14 protein-coding genes are annotated in these 20897 nt (G+C 33.5%); 5 read left to right on the top strand and 9 right to left on the bottom strand.

All coding sequences use genetic code 11. From position 1 onward, the window contains the following. Nucleotides 1-21 precede the first annotated feature (21 nt). The 6 genes from ACZ098_RS10290 to ACZ098_RS10265 form a co-directional block, all read right to left on the bottom strand. A complete protein-coding gene (locus ACZ098_RS10290; protein WP_487311659.1) occupies nucleotides 22-2916 on the bottom strand; it encodes an SNF2-related protein in 2895 nt (964 codons plus the stop codon). A 110-nt stretch (nucleotides 2917-3026) separates the two neighbouring features. Further along, nucleotides 3027-5285, bottom strand: coding sequence for a DUF3987 domain-containing protein (locus ACZ098_RS10285; protein ID WP_487311658.1), 2259 nt, complete (start codon nucleotides 5283-5285; stop codon nucleotides 3027-3029). 2 nt (nucleotides 5286-5287) lie between these two features. Beyond that, nucleotides 5288-5563, bottom strand: a complete 276-nt coding sequence (locus ACZ098_RS10280) for a helix-turn-helix domain-containing protein (protein WP_374549777.1) — start codon at nucleotides 5561-5563, stop codon at nucleotides 5288-5290. Between the two features lie 3 nt (nucleotides 5564-5566). Next, entirely contained in the window at nucleotides 5567-5854 is a 288-nt protein-coding gene (locus tag ACZ098_RS10275; RefSeq protein ID WP_026726786.1) for a helix-turn-helix domain-containing protein, read from the bottom strand. A gap of 98 nt (nucleotides 5855-5952) precedes the next feature. Then, a complete protein-coding gene (locus ACZ098_RS10270) occupies nucleotides 5953-7170 on the bottom strand; it encodes a hypothetical protein (RefSeq protein ID WP_487311657.1) in 1218 nt (405 codons plus the stop codon). Between the two features lie 51 nt (nucleotides 7171-7221). Further along, nucleotides 7222-8454 carry a tyrosine-type recombinase/integrase gene (locus ACZ098_RS10265; protein ID WP_487311656.1) on the bottom strand — a complete coding sequence of 411 codons (1233 nt, stop codon included), beginning with the start codon at nucleotides 8452-8454 and terminating at the stop codon, nucleotides 7222-7224. Between the two features lie 458 nt (nucleotides 8455-8912). Between ACZ098_RS10265 and ACZ098_RS10260 the strand changes: the two genes are divergently transcribed. The 4 genes from ACZ098_RS10260 (at nucleotide 8913) to ACZ098_RS10245 (ending at nucleotide 12861) form a co-directional block, all read left to right on the top strand. Further along, nucleotides 8913-10151: a site-specific integrase gene (locus ACZ098_RS10260; protein WP_487311655.1), complete on the top strand. Its 1239-nt coding sequence runs from the start codon at nucleotides 8913-8915 to the stop codon at nucleotides 10149-10151. 185 nt (nucleotides 10152-10336) lie between these two features. Then, entirely contained in the window at nucleotides 10337-10906 is a 570-nt protein-coding gene (locus tag ACZ098_RS10255; protein WP_487311654.1) for a helix-turn-helix domain-containing protein, read from the top strand. Between the two features lie 92 nt (nucleotides 10907-10998). Further along, entirely contained in the window at nucleotides 10999-12486 is a 1488-nt protein-coding gene (locus ACZ098_RS10250; RefSeq protein WP_487311653.1) for a MauE/DoxX family redox-associated membrane protein, read from the top strand. A gap of 93 nt (nucleotides 12487-12579) precedes the next feature. Further along, nucleotides 12580-12861, top strand: coding sequence for a DUF6520 family protein (locus ACZ098_RS10245; protein ID WP_026704840.1), 282 nt, complete (start codon nucleotides 12580-12582; stop codon nucleotides 12859-12861). A gap of 46 nt (nucleotides 12862-12907) precedes the next feature. Here ACZ098_RS10245 and ACZ098_RS10240 read toward each other — a convergent pair whose 3' ends face one another. From ACZ098_RS10240 to ACZ098_RS10230, 3 genes are read right to left on the bottom strand one after another with little or no spacing between them, the layout of a single operon-like run. Then, on the bottom strand, nucleotides 12908-15523 hold the full coding sequence (locus ACZ098_RS10240) for a S9 family peptidase (RefSeq protein WP_487311652.1): 2616 nt from the start codon (nucleotides 15521-15523) through the stop codon (nucleotides 12908-12910). Beyond that, nucleotides 15523-16896, bottom strand: a complete 1374-nt coding sequence (locus tag ACZ098_RS10235) for a RagB/SusD family nutrient uptake outer membrane protein (RefSeq protein ID WP_487311651.1) — start codon at nucleotides 16894-16896, stop codon at nucleotides 15523-15525. Before ACZ098_RS10235 ends, ACZ098_RS10240 begins: the two co-directional genes overlap by 1 nt. A gap of 17 nt (nucleotides 16897-16913) precedes the next feature. Further along, on the bottom strand, nucleotides 16914-20000 hold the full coding sequence (locus tag ACZ098_RS10230) for a SusC/RagA family TonB-linked outer membrane protein (protein WP_487311650.1): 3087 nt from the start codon (nucleotides 19998-20000) through the stop codon (nucleotides 16914-16916). Between the two features lie 579 nt (nucleotides 20001-20579). Here ACZ098_RS10230 and ACZ098_RS10225 point away from each other — a divergent pair. Beyond that, on the top strand, nucleotides 20580-20816 hold the full coding sequence (locus tag ACZ098_RS10225) for a helix-turn-helix domain-containing protein (protein WP_487311649.1): 237 nt from the start codon (nucleotides 20580-20582) through the stop codon (nucleotides 20814-20816). Nucleotides 20817-20897: the final 81 nt, after the last annotated feature.

Here is a 20897-nt window from a genome sequence, read left to right as displayed (position 1 = left end):
ACACTTTTCAATTACATTGGTTTAAACTAATTGCCAACGTATACTGAATATGTCTTTTTCTATTATTTTTTGGTTTAATCGTTGTTCAATCTCTGTTAATAAATCTTCTTTGCGAACATCGATTTCATCTTGAGCCTGGAATAGTCTTCTTCTTTTATCGCTACGTTTATTTTCAAGCTCTTTAATTTCTCTTTGAGCTTTTACTTTTAACTCTAAGTTTAGTGTTTTTTTAGCTTCTGCTTTTTTAAGTTTTATTTCGGCATCAATATCTTTAATCTCTTTTTCAAGACTGATTTTCATATCGTCTGCCCATTGGTCTAACTTGTCCATTTCCACATCAAAAAAGTTATGGTTTCTTAAAGCGTTTTCGTTTAGAATTACTTGTCTTAATGAAAATAAAGATTCTTTAAAAGTTTGTTCAATTACTTGATTGGTTGAAATATTGTCTCTTACATTAGCATTTAGTGAAAAGAATCTATTTGCCATATCAGGATATATTTCTTCGTCTTCATCAGTAAAACAACTTATTAAGAAGTATTCTTCTAACTCAAAAGAGTTTACTTGTAACAATTGTATTTTCATCCAACCTGATTTACCAATAAACTGCTCTAAATAAACAATTTTAGTGTTTGAGTTAGTATAATCAAAAATGACCTCTTTAGTAGGTGTATCTAGTTCTTTACATCCTTGTAAAATTCTTTGTGCCAACTTATGTCCTACACGATAAACATTTGTATCATCAGGAATTTCAATTTCTGACTTTCTGCCATGCTCATTAGCTTTTAAAATCATATATGGCCCCGAATGAATGATTTCATTAGGGAAAGGGTTTTCTAGAAGTTTAAAAGAATAATCGTTTTGAAACTGTGCTTTATCAGCTAAAAAATACTGTGTTGTTTTCCATAATTTATCTTCGAACTTTGATAAAAAGTCTTTAGTTTCAAGCATACTTGAACGTAGCTTTTCTCTAACTTCCTCATCAAAGTTTTCCATTAAGGTAGATTTTACTTCCTCTAGCCTTTCAGATATCTGGGGTTTTAAATCATTTTGTAATTGGTCGAAGGCTTCTTGAATTTCTTCTGGCTTTCTACAATTATTATAAATTTGAGCAATACGTTTTTCAAAATCTACACCTGTACCAATGGTTCCTAGAACTTCATCACTAGCACCAAAGACACCATCAAATAATTGGAATTTTTGAGCAAGTAATCGATAAACTCTTATGTCAGCTTCATTTTTTAAATTTAAAAAATTAACTACTACGACATCATGCTTTTGACCATAACGATGACAACGACCTATACGTTGTTCTATACGTTGAGGATTCCAAGGCATATCATAATTTACAATTAGTGAGCAGAATTGTAGATTAATACCTTCGGCTGCAGCCTCTGTTGCAATCATTATAGTAGCATCATTCTTAAAATACTCTACTAAAGCGGAACGTTTATCAGCTGTTGGTGAACCTGTAACTTTATCTGTCCCTTTGTGTTTTGTTAACCAATTTTTATAAATACCTTTAGATTTTTCATCGTTATTCATACCGTTAAATAGAACAACTTTGTCCTTGTACCCACGAGCTTCTAAAATATTATATAAAAAATCCTGTGTTCTTCTACTTTCTGTAAATATTAATGCTTTATTATTAGCACCGAGTCTTTCTAATTCTGTAAATCCTTTTCCTAAAGCAGTAAATAAATGCTCTGCTTTTGAGTTTTTGACAATGTGTTGAGCAAGTAATCTATATTCTTTTAAGTCTTTTAATTCGTCTTTAATATTTTCTACATCTTGTTCTGACAAAACAACATCTTCTACAATCACTTCATCTTCTTGCCATTCTTCTTCTAGTTCGTCAGCCGTTTCAAAATCTTCATCTAATTCGAGTAATAAATCAGAAACTTCATGTTTGGAGAGTAAATTTTCTAATTTAACAACCAAAGAATTTAATGTACCATAGATAGCAAACGAAGAGGATGCTAATAATTTACGTAAAATCAAAGTCATTAATTGTCTTTGGCTGTTAGGTAAAGCATATAATTTATCTCTTTGCAGATATTCAGAAACTAAAACATACAATTTGTGTTCTTCATCTGTTGGATAAAACTCTTCACATATAGGGATTCTATTTGTGTAATTAATGTATTCTAATACTTGCTTTCTTAATGTTCTATGACAAACAGGTTTTATTCTATTTCTTAATTCTTCATAGTTTTCATCATCAACAATTCTGGAATACTGAGCTTTAAAACTTTTTAAATCTCCAAAAACATAATCATCAATAATAGATACTAAACCATACAATTCTAAAATTGAGTTTTGTAATGGTGTTGCTGTTAATAAAACTTTCTTATATGGCATCAATGCTTCTTTAATAGCATTAGCCGTTTTATTTGATGGTTTATAGACATTACGCAAACGATGTGCTTCATCGATGATAACTAAATCCCATTTTGTTTGTTCGATATAATTAGCTTTTGATTTTGCAAATTGATAAGAACAAATTATTATGTTTTCATTTTGATTGAATGGATTGAAGTTACCTGTTTTTACTTCATCGTTAAATGACTTTGTTTCTAAGATAATTGAAGGTAAAAAGAACTTATCTAATAATTCTTGATTCCATTGCTTTCTTAAATTTGAAGGAGCAATAATTAAAAGTTTACGTTTTCTCTCAGCCCATTGTTGTGATAAAATGATTCCAGCCTCAATTGTTTTACCCAATCCAACTTCGTCTGCAAGAATAGCACCTTTAGATAAAGGTGATTGAAATGCAAATAAAGCAGCATCTACTTGATGTGGATTTAAGTCTACTTGTGCATCTTGTAATGATGCGACAAACTTTCCAATACTATTAGAAGGTAATTGACGTGTAAGGTCGAAGGCAAAATATTTTGCGTGATAATCTGTGAAACTCATTTTAGCTTATTGAAATAAAAATCACACTATGAATTAGTGTGAAATTATTGTTGATTTTTCAACAAAGCTCAAATATAAAAATTTCTAAGGAATATTCTAAAGTAAAAAATCTATATTTTCTTATAAAAACCATAATCTGGTTGTTCTAAATATTTTCCTAAACAAGATTTTAGAAAGTTACCCACTGAACGCTCTCCAATATCAAACTTTTTACCGATTTCAACTGCTTCTTTTCTTTGGAATTTATTAGGTAACGCATCGAAAAACTTCTTTTTATTTTCACCTGATTTGAATGGTCCTTGTTCTCCTTGCTTTGGTAGATTAGTAAACATTATTATACTGTGTTGAACGTATGTTTTTGTTAATGTTAATGCGGTTTCAAAATCAATATCTAAACAATATACTTCTTTGTGATAATCTTTTGCTTCAAATTTTCTTATTGCTGTGAAAATCATACAAAAACGATATAATATCAACCCTAAACGCTTAACTATACTCAAAGCATCTTCACTTACAAAAGTGTTTATTTGTTCTAAAAATGAACTAAAAAAAGGATTGAAAATAGCCCATTGTTCTTCAGTTAAATGTAAAATCATTTCGTCCGTTTCGTAATACTCAACTAACCTTAAAACTTGTTTTGATTGTCTAGTAAAATAGTCTGTTAAGTTTACAGGATTTCCCTTTGGTGATGGGTCTAACCAAACTGCATCTGTTTTGAAAACATAGAATATAAATCGACTAAACAAACCATCTTCGGCAGAAGAAATAATATTAAAAACTTGTTTTGGTGTTCCTGATAAAGCCACTGCTAATTGTGGATTATTAACTTCTTTAAATTCGCCATCGGTTTTTCTACTTACTGATATTTTTTCGTGATGAAATGATTTTCTCAGCATATCTGAATAAGTACCCCATTCGTTTTTAAATGTTTGACCTAATGTATCTGCTTCGGTTTCACATATAATTCCTTTACCCTCATTACAATCTAAATGCTGAATGATTTTTGCATTACTTGTATTTGCCGGAATGTAAACCACTTTGAATTTTGGAGCTTGTGGCATTTCTTGCCCTTGTTCTAGTTTACCTTTTGATTTTAGCATTTTATAAGCCGCTAAATTTTCATCATATCGCTTTTTATCCTCAATGGAAACTGCTAATGTTTTATCGTGGTATTTATCGGCTAATGCTTTTGCAAATTTTAACGCACCTTTACCCGAAGCTGCTGGAGCTAAAATGAAAGAAAACAAGCTTGGATAAATAACGCTACCGCTATATAAACCTGAAACATTAGGTAAGCAACCTGATAAAATTGCTAATGCTCCTGTAAGAAATGTATCTCTTTCTCTTTCTTGTGTAAACACTTGACAACTTTCAAACAAAATAGGTGGTAGGTTATCGTAAACGGATTGCGGAATTATAGGAGTTCCTTTTAGACAATCTTCATAATCATCAAAATTATTGTCTGTATTTATAATACTATCTGTTTTAAAACTTTGCGTGTTTGCAAACTTTGCAAACTTTGCAAAGTCTGCACTTTGGTTTTTATATGTGCTATTTATCGTTGCTTTTATTTCTCTTTCCTCTAAATCAAAATTATTAATACAATAGTTCAAAGTATCATCTTCATAAATACCAAACTTATTAGCATTGCAAGAGAATAGGAAAATAAAGTTGTTTCTATTCCCATTGTAATATTGTTCTTTTTGCTCCGTAAACTTTAAGCATTTATCTAATAATTCATCTGTTGTAAGGTCATGTTTTACTTCTTTTTGTGGTTCTGTTTTTAATGGTTTTATTTCTTCCTTTACTTCAAAAATTACTGCATTTTCATTTAAAAATAAATCTGTATCACAAGAAACAAAACACAATCGGGTAATGTCTTTACATTTTGCATCAAAATCATAACCTGATAACTCTTTATAAAAATTTGCGATTTGATTGTAAACTGTTGTGTGTTGCTCTGCATTTGAATTGACTTTAATGAATACTTTTAAACCTTCGTTACTTGGACTTATAAATGATGCAAACGTGTATCTACATCTATTTACAAGCGTTACAAGATTGTTTATTTCAGTTAATGGTATATCATCAAAATCTAAACATACTACCTGTGAATAGGTTACTATATTTGCTTTTGTTCTGCTTTCTCCAAATGTTCCAGAAGTTGTAAAACCTAATAAATTACTTTTGATTTCTTCGGCTGTTTTTTCATCTCCTTTATGCAAAGCATATCGGATAGAATTAATTTCACTTTGATATTTATCGGATTTTATTTCTTGTAATACTTCTAAAAGATTTTTTTCTCCTAAATTGTATTTGAACTCTTGATAAACACTAACCATCAGTTTACTATTTGCTATCTGTTCCATTATTACTTAGAATTATAGTTATCATTTAGTAATTTTTGGATATCTGAAAGTCTGTAATAGATTTTATTACCTACTTGAGAGAACTCGATAATTTTCTTGTTTCTCCATTCCTGTGCTGTTCTTTTACTGATATTCATTAGTTTCATAAATTCACCGTTATCAAAAAAAACATCTTCGGGATCAAACTTTTCATTCATTTTCATTTTGGCTACAACAAATGTTATCTGTGTATCTAACCTGTTTAAAATGTTTTCAATTCTTTCTTCGTAATTTCTCATAGCTTACTTTTTTAATAAGGTTAAACACTCCATTATTTCAGTCTTTTTGTAATAACGTCTTGCACCTATGCCATAAGCTTTGACTTTACCATTGTTTGTCCATGCCCATAAAGTGCTGCTATCAATTTTTAGAAATTGGCAGGTTTCTTCTCTGGTCATTAATTCTTCTGAATTGTCTTTTGTTTGAATTTCCTTTTGAAGTTCAATAATTCCGTTTCTAACGGATGTGCCAATTAGCTGTTGAAGCTGTTCAACAGTTAGGGTTTGAAGTAAAATTGCATTGTTTTGCATGACTTGTTATATTTAAGATTAACAAGTCAAAATTCTAGATGAAGTCGTGTTGTGGATTGAATGAAATCGTGTGTTTTATTACACGGTTTTCATGTTGTTTATTTTACCTTAGCATAAACGCTATCTCGCAAAGCTTTCTTTCCAATTTCTGCACTGGGTTTTAATCTGTCAAGCGATATATCAAATTCAGATAACATTTCAATATATGTTTTGTGTAGCAAATCATAATGTATTAAACCCTCATAAGTCATTTTATAAAACACATAGCTGTAATTAGATAAATTCTCTTTTGAGTTCCCAAATTCGGTATGTAATTTTTTAAAAACAGAATAAGAATAGTAATCTTTAAAAATTCTAGGATATGGGTTTTCTTCACTAGGTATTTTGCTCTCCGTTTCTTTACTTTCAACTTTTACTACTTCCGGGCTTTTGGTTGTAGGTTTCATTAAATCAGAAATTGATTTTTTTCTTGTTTGTTCTTCAACTTCATCTGGAGTTTGAAAAGAATTAAATTCTTCAATTCTGTCCCAAGCTATTGAAGTTATTACATCACAATCATGGCAAAACGCTTTATTGTTGTATGCTTTTACATTATCAAAGTTTGTTTTATCATAATCAACTCTGATTTGTTCTGTTAGTCCCCAATATTGCCCAACACGTTTACAGTTTTCATAATTGTAATTTTCTGATTTTCTTGTGAAATAAAACAACTCTGTAAAAGCAGTATTAAAATCAAAATGTTTGTAATCGTTTATTGTACCTGACATGAAAGCTTCCAATTTGAAAAAAGCATCATTAAGTTTTTTAACTACTTTATCATAATTCAATTCGCTATCGTTTGGAATATCAAGGAATGATTTATAAGTGAAATAACTATTTACATCACAAACCCCTTGAACAAAGTCTTTTAAAGGTTTGTAATCATAACCTAAACTTTCAATAACACTTTCAAATTGATAACGCTCTAAATCTTTAATATCACTGTTTACTAATTCTTCAAAAAGCTCATAGTATTCAGTAAATAGAAAATTTTTAGTGATGATTTCTCGTAATTCTTCGAACTCAGTATTTAATGGGTCGGGAGTTGTTAAAGCGTTAAGATAACCTGCAATGATTGGATTGCATTTACTTATTCTTTTTTTGAATTTTTGAACCTTTTTAGTAGTGATAGTTTGTTTTTCGTCATCATCAGAACATAGAGAATAGTCAAGTCTGCCCAAGTCTCTTTCTTGCTGCTCAATGCTGAAAATTTCCATATTTACAAAATCCAACAGGAAGTCTAAAACTTCCTGTTCTTTATCGCTTAACTTACCCATCAGTTTGCGTAATTATTTAAAAAATGTGAAAGTATGAAAAACCTTTAAAATTTAAAAGTAATTTGTTAACTCCATTGCAATATCCTTGTTACTCTTACCGATGTAAGTTAAAAACATTGCTTCTGTTGTATGCCCTGTAATGTACATTAAAAAAGATGTTGGAATTTTGCCGTAATTATTAGTTGCAAAGCTTCTTCTTCCGATATGAGAAGAAACTAGTAAATGTTTTGGATAATCTTTTGTAACCTTTTCTTTTTTGTCATGGTCGAATAATGTGCCGTGAGTAGGAGTGTTAATTTTTGCTTTCTCACATACTTTTTTGATATGTTCATTATAACGCTGGTCTGATATTTTTCTTGGGAAATTACCGTCGTATTTCTTCATTATTTCAATGATTTTTGAATGAAGCGGTATTGTCATTATCTTATCTGTTTTAACCTGTGTAAACTCGATTAATGGCTTTAATTCTCCTGCTTTATTCTTTTCGTATCTAATCATAGATTTATCAAAACGTAAAAAATCAGAAACCCTTTGACCACAATAACAGCTTATCAATAACCAATCACGTGCATTTTCTAAACCATCGGTTAGATCCTTGCTTTTTAGTTTTTCTATTTCTGCAATTTCCTTTTCATCTAAATAGATATTTTCAACTTTATGATATTTTGCTTTGATACTATCAAGCTGATAATGTGTTTCTACTCCGTTGGCTTTTGCATGGCGACAAAATGTTTTTATAAAACGAATGTTTCTTGCTGTGGTGTTTGGAGCATATCCAACACTAATGCAATATTTTTCAAAGTCCATTTTGAATTTAGCATCAATATCACGAATGTATAAAACTGATTTTGTGTGTTCTTGATAACGCATCAATAAATGTTTGATAACATTGCACTTTGTAATAGTGCTGCTTTTTACATCGGCTTTCTTAAACTCAATGAATGTATCAATATAATCTACTAATTTATCTGGATGCTTTTCTTGTTCCTGCGGTGGGTTTACAAAATCTTTTAACCATTGAGCATCTACAACTTTAACTCCTTTGCTTCGGTTGTACTCTTTTAATAGGTCGTTTTTTAATGTTGACAAATCTGTATCCAGGTTTGCAATATCAATGTCTTTTAAAGCTTTCTTTGTTGGTCGCTGTTCTGCATCATCCCAATTGATTGGGTCAATATGATAATTTGTTTTTGCTTTGATGTCAAGTGTTCGTCCATCACGTAAACGAATGTAAATTACCGCAGGACTTTTTTTGCTCTGAAGGAGTAGATAAATTGATGCCATATTTTTGCCTTTTTATGTTCCATAAAGATACAAAATCTAGTCCACATTTAGTCCACATTTGTCAAAAATTATCCTAATTTATCCAATATTATCCAATACCTTTTATTTTAAAAACCTTTGTAAAGTATTGATTTTATTGACTTTTTGTATATAAATAGGAATTTTTATTTTTTGGCAGTTTTGAAAGTTGTAGTCCCTCTTTCTCCGCAAAATACTTTTTAAAGTACTTCAAAACCCCTTAAATCTTATGATTTTCGGGGTTTTTTGTTTTAATCCTATATCAAAACATTCATTAATTCGCAATACTAAAGGGGCACAATTCGGGGCACAAGGCAATCACTAAGAATTGTGCCCCTATCTGTTCGCCAACCTCAGTATTTACAGCCAGTTCAGAAAATGAACATCTTGTACCTATTTGACTTTTTAACTAAATTATTACTAATTAAAAGGTCACCAAAATGGAAGCAACAATCACAAATCTTTTTTATCTAAAAAGAGCAAAAGCCAATGTACACGGACTAGTTCCAATTTATCACAGAACCACAATCAATGGAAAACGCCTCGATAAAAGCACAGGAAAGTACATTGATCCTACCAAATGGTCAACAGAAGCAGGCAGAATGAAAGGCACTTCGGAAGAAGCTAGAACAATAAATAGCCACCTTGATTCACTGATTGCAAAAAATTCTAGTATTGAAAAGAAACTAATTGCAGTTGATAAAGATATCACAGCCGAGGTTTTTAATAATGTATTGACTGGCAAAACTGAAAAACAGCGAACACTAGTACCCATCTTTCAAAATCACAATGATCAAATTGAAGCTTTAGTAAAAACTGAAGAGTATTCTCCAGGAACATTGGAGCGATATAAAACTTCACTGAGCCATACTAAAGAGTTCATGAAATGGAAGTTCAATATTTCAGATATTAATATCAAAGATATTGATTTAGCTTTTGTAACCGATTACGATTTTTATTTGAGAACTGTGCGAAAATGCAGTAACAATACAACGGTAAAATACATCAAGAATTTCAAAAAGATAATTCAAATCTGCTTGGATAACAGATGGATTGTTGAAAGTCCATTTGTGAAGTATAAAGGAAAAATAAAGGAAGTTGAAAGAGATTTTTTGACTGAGAGCGAGATCGAAACAATTTACAATAAGAAGTTTCATTGTGAGCGATTGATACAAGTTAGAGATATTTTCATTTTCTGTTGTTTTACAGGTCTTGCTTACATCGATGTAAAACAATTAACTTCCGATCATATCGGAATTGGTATTGATGGCAACAAATGGATTTTCAAGAACAGACAAAAAACAGATACCAGTTCCAAAATTCCTTTGCTTCCTATTCCAGAACAAATTATGGCGAAATACGCATCACATCCAAAATGTATAAATGAAGAAACAATTCTACCAGTTTTAAGTAATCAAAAGATGAATAGCTATCTCAAGGAAATTGGTGATGTTTGCGGCATTAAAACCGAGTTAACTTTCCATCTTGCACGCCACTCATTTGCGACCTCTATAACACTTACAAATGGCGTTCCCATTGAAAGCGTTAGCAAAATGCTTGGTCACACTAACATAAGAACCACACAACACTACGCAAAAGTAGTTGACAGAAAAGTGAGCGATGATATGGCCATTCTCAAGCAAAAATTAGCACCTCAACTGGTTGCGAAAAGCTCATAAAAAATCTTCTTAAATTTTAAAAGCATTGCACTACCAGCAATGCTTTTTTCATTAAAAAAACATCCAAAACAAGGTGTTTAATTCCCGAATGAAACACTATACTTCTTGATTTATATAATTCGATGGTATAGTTTTGTCAACATTTCCCAACTTCCTTTCTGGCAATCATTCACACATATACCTTAATGGATAATCAACAAAATCAACAGCGAATTAAAAGCTTATACAAAATGCTTTTAGAAATGGCAACAGGAAATCTAGCGTTCCGAGTGGAGCCAAATGGTAGTGGCGATGAGTTGGACCAATTGGCAACCATGCTGAATGAAGTAGCGGAAAAAATGCAAAACATAATTTCGAAATACGAGTTCAAAAAACAACCTTATGATTACTGTACAAATCAAAATACTACTAAACAATCCGATGCCGAATTAATTCATAAAGTCCTTGACTACATCAAAAATCATTTAGAAGAACCTTTGCCAACAACTAAAGAACTTTCAAAAATGTTTGGCACTAATGAGTTCACTTTAAAAGACAGCTTCCGGAATATTGTAAAGACAAGCATCTATCAATTTTACAATGACGAGCGATTGAAGAAAGCGCATTTTCTAATCAAGGAAACAGCAATTCCATTGAAAGAAATTGCTTTGATATGCGGGTTTAATGATTATCCAAATTTCTATAAAGCATTTAAAAAACGGTACAATTTTCCGCCAAGCGAAGTAAAAAGAGAAAAAGAAAGCGATAGCCAATAAAGTCATTCCCAATTTTGCAAACCGATATTCCCGAAATGAAATAGGATAACATTTTCATTTATAGAATTTTACACTACCAATTCTATTAAACTATGAAAATAAAGGTCACCAATCTTAAAACAATTCTTGTAGAAATAATAAGTATTTTACTAATGATACTTTTTGTTTACTCCGCATTAAGCAAGTTATTAGAATTCCAAAACTTTCAAGCCCAACTCGGTCAATCACCACTTATAAGCGCATACACCGGATTTGTTTCCTATTCAGTTTTAATAATTGAATTCCTCATCGCTTTACTACTGGCTTTTCCAAAATCAAGATATATTGCTTTGTTAGCCTCATTTGGATTAATGCTAATGTTCACTGCGTATATTGTTGTTATTCTCAATTATTCCTCATTTGTGCCTTGTTCCTGCGGAGGAATACTTGAAGAAATGGGCTGGAAAGAACACCTAATTTTCAATATCGCTTTTACAATTCTCGCGGCAATAGCCTCAGTATTTATGGTAACGAATAAATCCAAAACAGTTCTAAAACTGGCAATTATCGCAATTATCGGTTCAGCTGTAATTGTTATTCTATACTTCTATTCAGAAAACACCATGCACCGCGAAAACCCATTCATCCGAAGATTTATTCAAGGTGCAACAACCCAAACAGCCGAAGCCGAATTAACAAATAATTCAAAATACTATGCAGGAACCGATGGCAAAACCATTTATTTCGGTGACAGTCAAGCACCATTACACATACTAGCTTACGATACCATTTTAAAAACCAAGCGTCAATATAAAATACAACTGGAGCGCGAAAACTTTCCTTTCGTTTCAGTACAAGTCCGAATTGCACCTCCTTATTTTTATCTGATGGATGGCACTGTACCAGTGATCTATAAAGGAAATATATCCGATTGGAAAGCAAAACTTGTAATGTATGACAACAACTACTATTTCTCAAAAGCCGAAATAATTGCTCCAGATAAAATAGCCTTTCGGGCACAACAATTAAAAACGCTTTATAACATTTTAGGAACGTTTACTTTCAAAGACAGTTTACAAGTAAACTATGCACCTCAGCTATTACAAAAGCAAATAGACGGCTTTTTTGATACTGATGGCATGATGCAGTTTGACCAACAATCGCAAAAATTCATCTACACCTATTACTACCGAAATCAATTCATCATAGCCGATACCAACCTCAAACTAATCCGTCGCGGAAGTACTATAGACACAACAACCAAAGCCAAGCTCAAAGTAGAGCACATTAAAGAAACGGGACAACGAAAAATAGCATCACTTCCGCCAACTGTAAACAAACTAACGGCAGTTTCTAATAATTTACTATTTGTAAATTCAAAATTAATCGGACGATATGAACCCAAAGAAATGTGGAAACAAGCTTCAATTGTGGATGTGTACAACATCGAAAAAAACACCTACTTGTCAAGTATCTACATCTATAACATTAATAAAACCAAGTTGCAAGAAATGTTTGTAATAGATAATTATCTCTACGCAATAATTGGACATCGCTTACACAAATACCAGTTGAGTAAAAAACATTTCAACAACAAATAACAACATAAAAATCTATTCTGATCAGTAGCAGGAACGAGACTGAAAACCTGTAAAAAAGAGTAAGTCAAAAAAAATAATTAAAATTCTATTACCATGAAAACCATTTTAAAAGTGATCTTGCCAGTATTGGCATTCACATTGGCAAGTGCTGGAGCAGTGAGCACAAACGAGGCTAAAATTGCAGAATCAAAAAAAACAGTTTTAATCTCAGGATTCATCCAAAATCCTTCGCCTGCAATCTGTCATCCAGTTTCGGTGGATTGTCTTACAACTGGCAGTCAAGCATGTATGTCTAATGAAGACATTCCAAGACGAGTGTGGTTGAAAAATGGCGCAAATGCCTGTAGTGTAAATCTTTACAAACCGGTACCATAAGCTGTAAAAGAAATATGCAGTTTCCAAGAGGAAACTGCATATTATTTTAATTGGTTACAAAATCCGCTTTCATCCATTCTTTCTTTGGTTCATCTTTCAAATAATGACCAAACCAATCCTTCACTTTCAACGTCAAATCCTTCTGGTTATTTGGGTTAAATAGAACATGACCATCACTAGAATAGGCCAACATTACGTTTTCTTTTTTCAATCGTCTGAATGCGGCGTAAAAGGCTTCTGACTGTTCAGGTCTTATATTTTGATCCAACTTTCCAGTCCATGTAAGTAAAGGAGTAGTAATTTTATCAGCGTTTTGTATAGGTGAATTGCTGTAATAAGCTTCCTTATTATCAAAAAACGGAAAACCCATTCGCCATTGTTGATTCTCATAACGCCAGCTGTCAATAGAACCCCAATCATTATTATAATTAAAATAATGTGTTACAACATCCGAAATGCCATTGCCACTTATTGCAGTAGCAAATAAATCCGTTTGAGTAAGTATAAAATTAGTTTCATAACCACCAAACGAATGTCCAAATAACCCAATTCTTTTTTCATCAGCTACTCCCATTTGTATCACTTTTGTAGCACCAGCAGTTACACAATCAGCAGCTGAAACACCAGTATTTCCTTTTTCATAGGCTATGTCAGCCAATAAAACGGCATAGCCATTGGTAGTCAAGTTGGAGATATTGAAACCGATGATATTATCATAGCTCGGATTTACATGTTTGTGCACATCACTAGAAACTACCTCATAAATATAAACAACCAAAGGAACTTTTTTAGTTCCGTCATAATTTGCAGGATAATACAAAGCTCCATTCAATGGTGTTCCCTTACTATCAGCATAATGTATCATTTCCGATTTGCCCCAATGATACTTCTTTTGATGTGCATTACTTTGAGCAATTATTTTTGACAAACCATTATTCTGAAACACTAGTGTTGGTGGCAAATCAAAACGTTGCTTCACACATATAAAAGCACTACCTTTTTTTGATTTAGTGTATTTAGTAACCATTCCATCTTCAACTATAAGGGCTTGTGGTTTTTTATTAGGTTGCAATTGATAATAACCGCGTGCACCACTATACAAATCAAATGCAGTCAGAATAAGTTCTTTTGATAAATCATAAATAAAAGTTCCGGTATTCGAATAATTAAACTCTTCAACATTAGAAATTGATGAAGTATCAAATCGAAACCGCAAGTTCTTTTCTTTACCAATAGTAAGTCGCATGCGTTGTTTGCCATCAAGAGAAATCGCCCAGATATCATGATAATCATAACACAATATAAATTTCCCATCTTTCGTCCAATCAGTCTGACCCCATAAGCGCAACTCCTGAGCAGGATCATTGATTCGGTTATCCCAACTAGCGTTTAAACCATGGGTAATATTGATATGTGATTTTTTTACAATATCATAAAGCCACCAATTACTATTGTTGTAATAACTAATATACCTACCATCGGGCGAAAAATCCATCTGACTATCATATCCTGTCTGTTCTTTCAACACCAATTCTTTTTCACCGGTTCTAATATCCATCAAGTAAAAGTCCATACTCGCATAACATTTATACTGCGGTTCATATTGATCAATAGCAGCCACAAGAGCATAATCTTGAGTACCGTTCAAAACAACCCATTTTTGTTGCTCCGAATTGAGTTGACGAACAATTTTTTCTATGGGCAACCAAACTGCTAAAAATTGCGGATAAGCCAAACTTGCGCGCATCGCTCGTTCTCTATAAAGCACCTTATCTTTTGTATGCCAAACTTCAACACCACTAGAATATTGGGTGGTATCTTTTGCAACAACTGAGGAAACACCAAAAAACACTTTTTTACCATCACGAGAAACTTTCAATTCAATATTTTGGTCGGGAGCAATTTTCAGTTGCGACGGAAAAATTGCATCCGAAGAGTTCAACGTAAATAACTGACTTGTCCCAAAATTATAATAAAACACTGCTTCATTTCCTTTATCAATGCCATAAAAAGCAACAGAATTTTCATTATTTTGCCACTTGAAAACTTCAAAAGTTTGTTTTGTTGGTTTCAAAATTTCTTGCTTACTGAAAGTGTTTTTAAAGTTCAAAGAGCCAACAGAACCATTACCAGTTGTAGAAGTTGCATAAACCAACTTGGTCTTATCATTATTCCACTCATAAGTAGTTACATTTTCAATCCGCTCAACAATTGTTTCGTTCTTTCTAATGACTAACGTACTGGCATTTTCCAAAGTAACCAAATACAGCCCATCTGCCGAAAACGCAAACCGACTTACATTTGGTAATAACTTTTCAGTACAGCTCTTCAAATCAAACAATACCAATCCTTCCTTTTTGATAAAGGCAAAGCTTTTTTCGCCATCAAACTGTCCAGAAACTGCATTGGGGAAAATAAACTTTTTCATCGTTTTCGTCTGAACCACAAACGTCGTATCAATCGAATTCGAGTACAAAAACCGATAACTAACCCAATTACCATTGTCAGACAATTGCTCTTGTATCATTCGATGCCACAAACCATAATCGGCTTCGGTCACATGCTTCTTAGTTAGCACCTGTCCCATTACAGGACAGGGAACTAACCCAACTAAAATTATGGCGATCACACCATAAAATGTTGGAAAAAAAGGGGCTCTCATTAATAACCGGGATTTTGAGTTAAGTTCGGATTAGCCAATAATTCCGTTTCGGGAATTGGCCAATGAACATCGGTACTATTCCAACCCAGTTTCACAATCGGCAAAACAGTATTCAAAGCACCATTTCGCTTCAAATCAAAAAAGCGATGTCCATATTCCGTGAACAATTCATAACGTCGCTCTTGTTGAACAGCTTCAATAATTTCAGCTTCAGTGTTAGCTGTTGTATTCGGTAATCCTGCCAAACTTCGAACCATATCCAAGTCTTGTTTGGCATTACTCAATTCGCCTTGTCGTGCTCGCGCTTCGGCTCTAATTAAATATTGCTCCGCCAATCGAAACACAATCGAATACTCCACAGAAGTTCCAGTATTCGTATTTTGTTTGTATTTATTAGCATGATACCAAGTGTTAGAACCATCTGTTACAGTGGCAATCCAATGACTTTTTCTAAGGTCATCATTCGCAAACGAACTATACAATTCGGCACGCAATCCAACAAACGGCGGTGGTCCTGTCTGAAATACAAAAACAGAACCTTCATCAGCATTATTGCCCGACAACTTCGGAGAAAACTGCCAAATCGTAGCCGTACAATCTTTCAAAAATATTTTATCAATATCCGTTTCCCAAACATACTCCGCATTATTCAAAACAGCCGAAGCAGCATTGGAAGCTTCTGCCCAATTCCCATTATACAAATACACGCGTGCTAACAATGCCGATGCTGTCGAACGATTAGGTCGAACGCGCTCAGGTGCAAAATAAGCTTCGGGTAATAATGCAATCGCTTGTTGCAAATCGGCAATAATATTGTTATAAACTTCCGATGTTGGCATTCTAGTCGCCAAGCGGTTTACCTCATAATCCGTAGTAGTAATATACGGCACATCGCCATACAAATTCGTCAAATAAGAATGCACCAAAGCCCTAACAAATAGTGCCTCGCCAATAAACTGATTTTTATCCGAAGTCGAAAGGCCAGTGGAATTTTGGCAACCATAAATCACTGCATTGGCACAATAAATTTGCTGGTAACTTTCATTCCACAACTGAGATACAATGGATGTTGTCGGTAGCAACGTATTATTAAAAATAAACGAAATGTTATCATCCGTAGTTCCGTAATAAGTCAATTCATCAGCATACAATCCCATACCAACGGCAGAACCAGTAGTCAAACCATTCAGTAATCCTGTATCTCTAAGTTTGGAATAAATATCAATCAGTGCAGCATTCGCTGTAGTTCTATCTTCAAAAAGAGTCAAACCTGTAAGTTGCGAATTGGGTGTCTCAACATCCACAAAGCTATCACAACCCATCAAACTAAGTAACACAAATAAACTAAGTACTGTTATTTTAAAATTTTTCATAGTCATATAAATTAAGATTATAAAGTCAGTTTCACACCTGCCGAATACACTTTCAACGGTGGTAAAAAATTACTGAACTTAAATTCGGGATCTCCGTTAGAATAATTGGTAAAAGTCAATAAGTTCTGACCTTGTAAATACAATTGACATCGAACACCTGTTCTCTTTTCTAAAGGCAAATCATACGTCAATGATATGTTTTTCAAGCGCACATACGAAGCATCTTCAATATTGCCTGTACTCAATGCATAACGATAATACGCATTAATAATATCTCCATTAACGCCACTTGTAAAAGGCTGTTGCCCATCAGAATTGCTCACACTTGCCAACTGATTAACTGGAGTTCCCGGAACACCAGGTGTTGGTCCAAACGATTCCTGCTTCACAAACTGAAACAGAAAATCCAATTGTAGATTTTTATACTTAAAATTGTTCTGCAAGCCACCAAAGAAATCGGGACTTAAATCAACAATTTCTGTTCTATCTCCTATCGAAGTAATCACACCATCACCATTCACATCTTCAAACTCATAAACACCAGTAGTTGGGTTCATGCCTGTGTAATTATAAACTTTTATGATGTTAATCGGCTGACCAACTATGTAGCGATTAGCATTCGTAGAACTTTCCAATCCGGGATAAGAAACCAATTTATTTCTACTAACAGAAATATTAAAATTAGTTGTCCACTCAAAATTGGTACGTTGAATGTTTACAGTTCGCAGTGTAAACTCAAGTCCACTATTTTGCACTGTAGCATCAAGATTGGCATTCAGCGAACCAAACCCAGTCGTTCCGGGCAACGGAATACCAACCAACTGATTAGACGAACGATTAAAATAATACGCAGTAGTTAAAAACAGTCTATCTTTCAAAAAGCCAGTTTCCAACGCCACTTCAAATTTCTTATTCGTTTCCCATCCAAACTCGGGATTAAACAACCGTATCGGTTGCAATCCAATCAATCCTTGATAGGTATTGCCTGATGAAGCATAAGTGTCCAAAAACTGATAATCGCCAATCTGATCATTACCAGTCGTTCCATAACTCGTGCGTAATTTTCCAAAACTCAACACTGAATTATCTTTTAAAAAGTTTTCATTCGAGAAAATCCAAGCCGCACCAACAGCGCCAAAAGTCGCAAACTGCTTGCCAGTTCCAAAGCGACTCGAACCATCACGGCGACCGGTAATATTTAGTAGATAACGTTCATTCCAATTATAGTTGATTCGGGCAAAAAAGGCTTGATACTTATAAATCGTTTCATCACTCAAGTCAATAGTTTTAATCGATGCCGAAGCCAAATCGTGAATCAAACTATTACTCGAAAATCCAAATCCATTCATAAACAATCGATTGGTTTTCTGTTGCTGAAAAGTACTTCCAACCAAAGCTTCTACTTTTCCTTTTCCAAGAGTGGTATTCCAATTCAATTGAGGTTCAACAATCCAAGTACTTCTATCAGTCTGACTAACACTCAATCCCGAAAACTCACTTCCTAATCCATAAGCCGGATTATACATCGTATGCGGCTGGGTTCTGCTTTCCGTATTCTTCAAATCCGAATAACCAAAACTCGATTTCGCTTGTAAATTCTTTAAAATTTGATAAGACAAAACCGTATTAGCGTTCAAATCTTTAATCCTCGAATCAAACTCCGATAGCAAACTAGCCAACGGATTATCCCATGTGCTATTCTCCCAATTCAAATTACCATCCGCATCATAAAGCGCAGGTGCATTAGGTGACAAAGTTCTCGATACCGCAGTCAAATCCGTAGCAGGTTGATTATTCTTTTGTGCGGTATAATTAGCCGAAAACACCAACTTAAATTTATCATCGTCCGAAGTATGGTTCATGTTGAAATGCGCAGCACCTTTATTATACTTAAAATCACTAGGGAAAACAGTCGTTTCCGTTCTATAATTCCCACTCAATAAATACTGTGTTTTGGCACTTCCGCCAGAAACCGAAGCTTGCAAATTATTAACCTCGGCAGTACCACCAATAAATTCCTTTTGCCAATCAGTATAGCGGTTCGCATCCCAAGTACCATTCACATCATAAGCAAAATCGGGATAAACACTAATACCATCATTAGCAAATGCCTGTTGGCGCATCGCTAAATACTGTTGCGTATTCATCAGTTTAGGTGTTCGGGTAACACTTCCAACACTCGTAGAACCATTCACAGTAAAGGTGGTTTTTCCTGCCTTTCCTTTTTTGGTAGTAATCAAGACCACACCATTAGCACCACGCGAACCATAAATCGCCGTAGCATCAGCATCTTTTAGCACTTCAATACTCTCAATATCCGATGGATTAATTGAATTCAACGGACTAGTCAAACTCGGTGCCGTTCCAGAAGTAGCAATAGAACCAATAGTTTCAGACGAATACGGAACACCATCAATAATATAAAGTGGTTGATTTCCATCAGCACGCAAACTATTAGTACCTCTAATTTTAATACTAAAAGCACCACCAGGACTTCCACTATCCTGCACAATATCCACACCAGCCATACGTCCTTGCATAGCCGAAAGCACATTAGTTACTGGTTGTTTTTCTATATCTTTAGAAGTAATCTTAGAAATACTTCCAGTACGTTCTTTATCTTTTACAGTATAGTACCCAGCATTCACAACCACTTCCTTCAAAGTAGTCGCATCTTCTTTCATGGTTATATTCAATGCATTCCCATTGAAGTTTGCAATTGTTATTGTCATTGATATTGAAGTATATCCTATAAAACTGAAAACAAGCACATCGCCTTCAGCAGCACCTATAGTAAACTGACCATTGGCATCTGTTATAGTGTTAATTGGCTTACCTTTAATAGAAACGGTAACACCAGTCAATACACCGCTGGCATCGCGAACTATTCCAGTAATTTTACTCTGAACTTGATTCAGAGTCTTTCCGTCTTTTGTCATTCCGACGAAGGAGGAATCGCATTCAATATTCAAAGTGTAAAAAGTCTTGCATTTTTCTTCTTTCTTCTTTCTTCCAATGTCGCTTCCATAAGAAAAAGCAACTTGAATATAAAGGCAGAAAAGCAGAATAAACCACCTTTCTTTCCCATTACGTTTTTTATTCATAATTTTGGTTGAGTTAAATGAAACATTAGTTTTGTTTGTCCAGTCCTCTATACTAGTTTTCCCGACGAGATAGAGGGCTTTTTTGTTTTTGCGAGGCACGAAGCAATCTCGCTGTTGTTTAATTAGGTTATTCCATAGGCAATCGCTTTATTTGTTTATACTGCTACCGTCACTTCGAGTGATTTTCTGTACATAAAACGCTAGTTTTAGGTACAGAAAATTGTATCGAGAACTTCTGAAAACAATTTGCAAAACCAAGAAAAATAGAAACAGTGCTAAGAATACAGTTGAGGAAACCTTTGGGTACAAAAAAAAGGCATGGAACTCATCTTACTGCACTGGAGGTACTGGTATACCTAGAAACAATAAGTGAGCCCACACCCAAGAGTGTGAGCATCTTACTTATCATCTCGTTTCTTTAAAATTACCAGTTTTCCAGTGCGAGATTCTAAGCGAATGCTTCAATATTGTATTTGAAGAATCGCAAATTTAATTAATTCGGTGCTAATATAATAAAATATTTCAAATACAGGATTATAGTCCTTAGTTTTTTAATCTTTTTTGAAGTCATTTTGTAATATGCACGAATCACTAGATGACATAGAAAAATACTTAATAAAAAGAGTAAAAGAATTGAGAGAAAAGAAAGGTCTTAGTCAAGTTTCTCTGTCTTTGGCTTTAGGTAAAAGTACAACTTTCATATCTGATATTGAAGCTCCATCGAAAAAAGCAAAGTATAATGTCAAACATTTGAATGATATTGCAAAAATACTCGAATGTTCTCCTAAAGACCTTTGGCCAGATAAACCATTATAGAAAAATACAATTTAAAGATGCTAAATAGCATCTTTTTTTGTTTGAATAAGTTAGAATACAGTTATGTATATTTGATACTTG

It is taken from the genome of Flavobacterium sp. SP2, from assembly GCF_057626655.1.
This window is presented reverse-complemented; position numbering and strand designations above follow the sequence as displayed.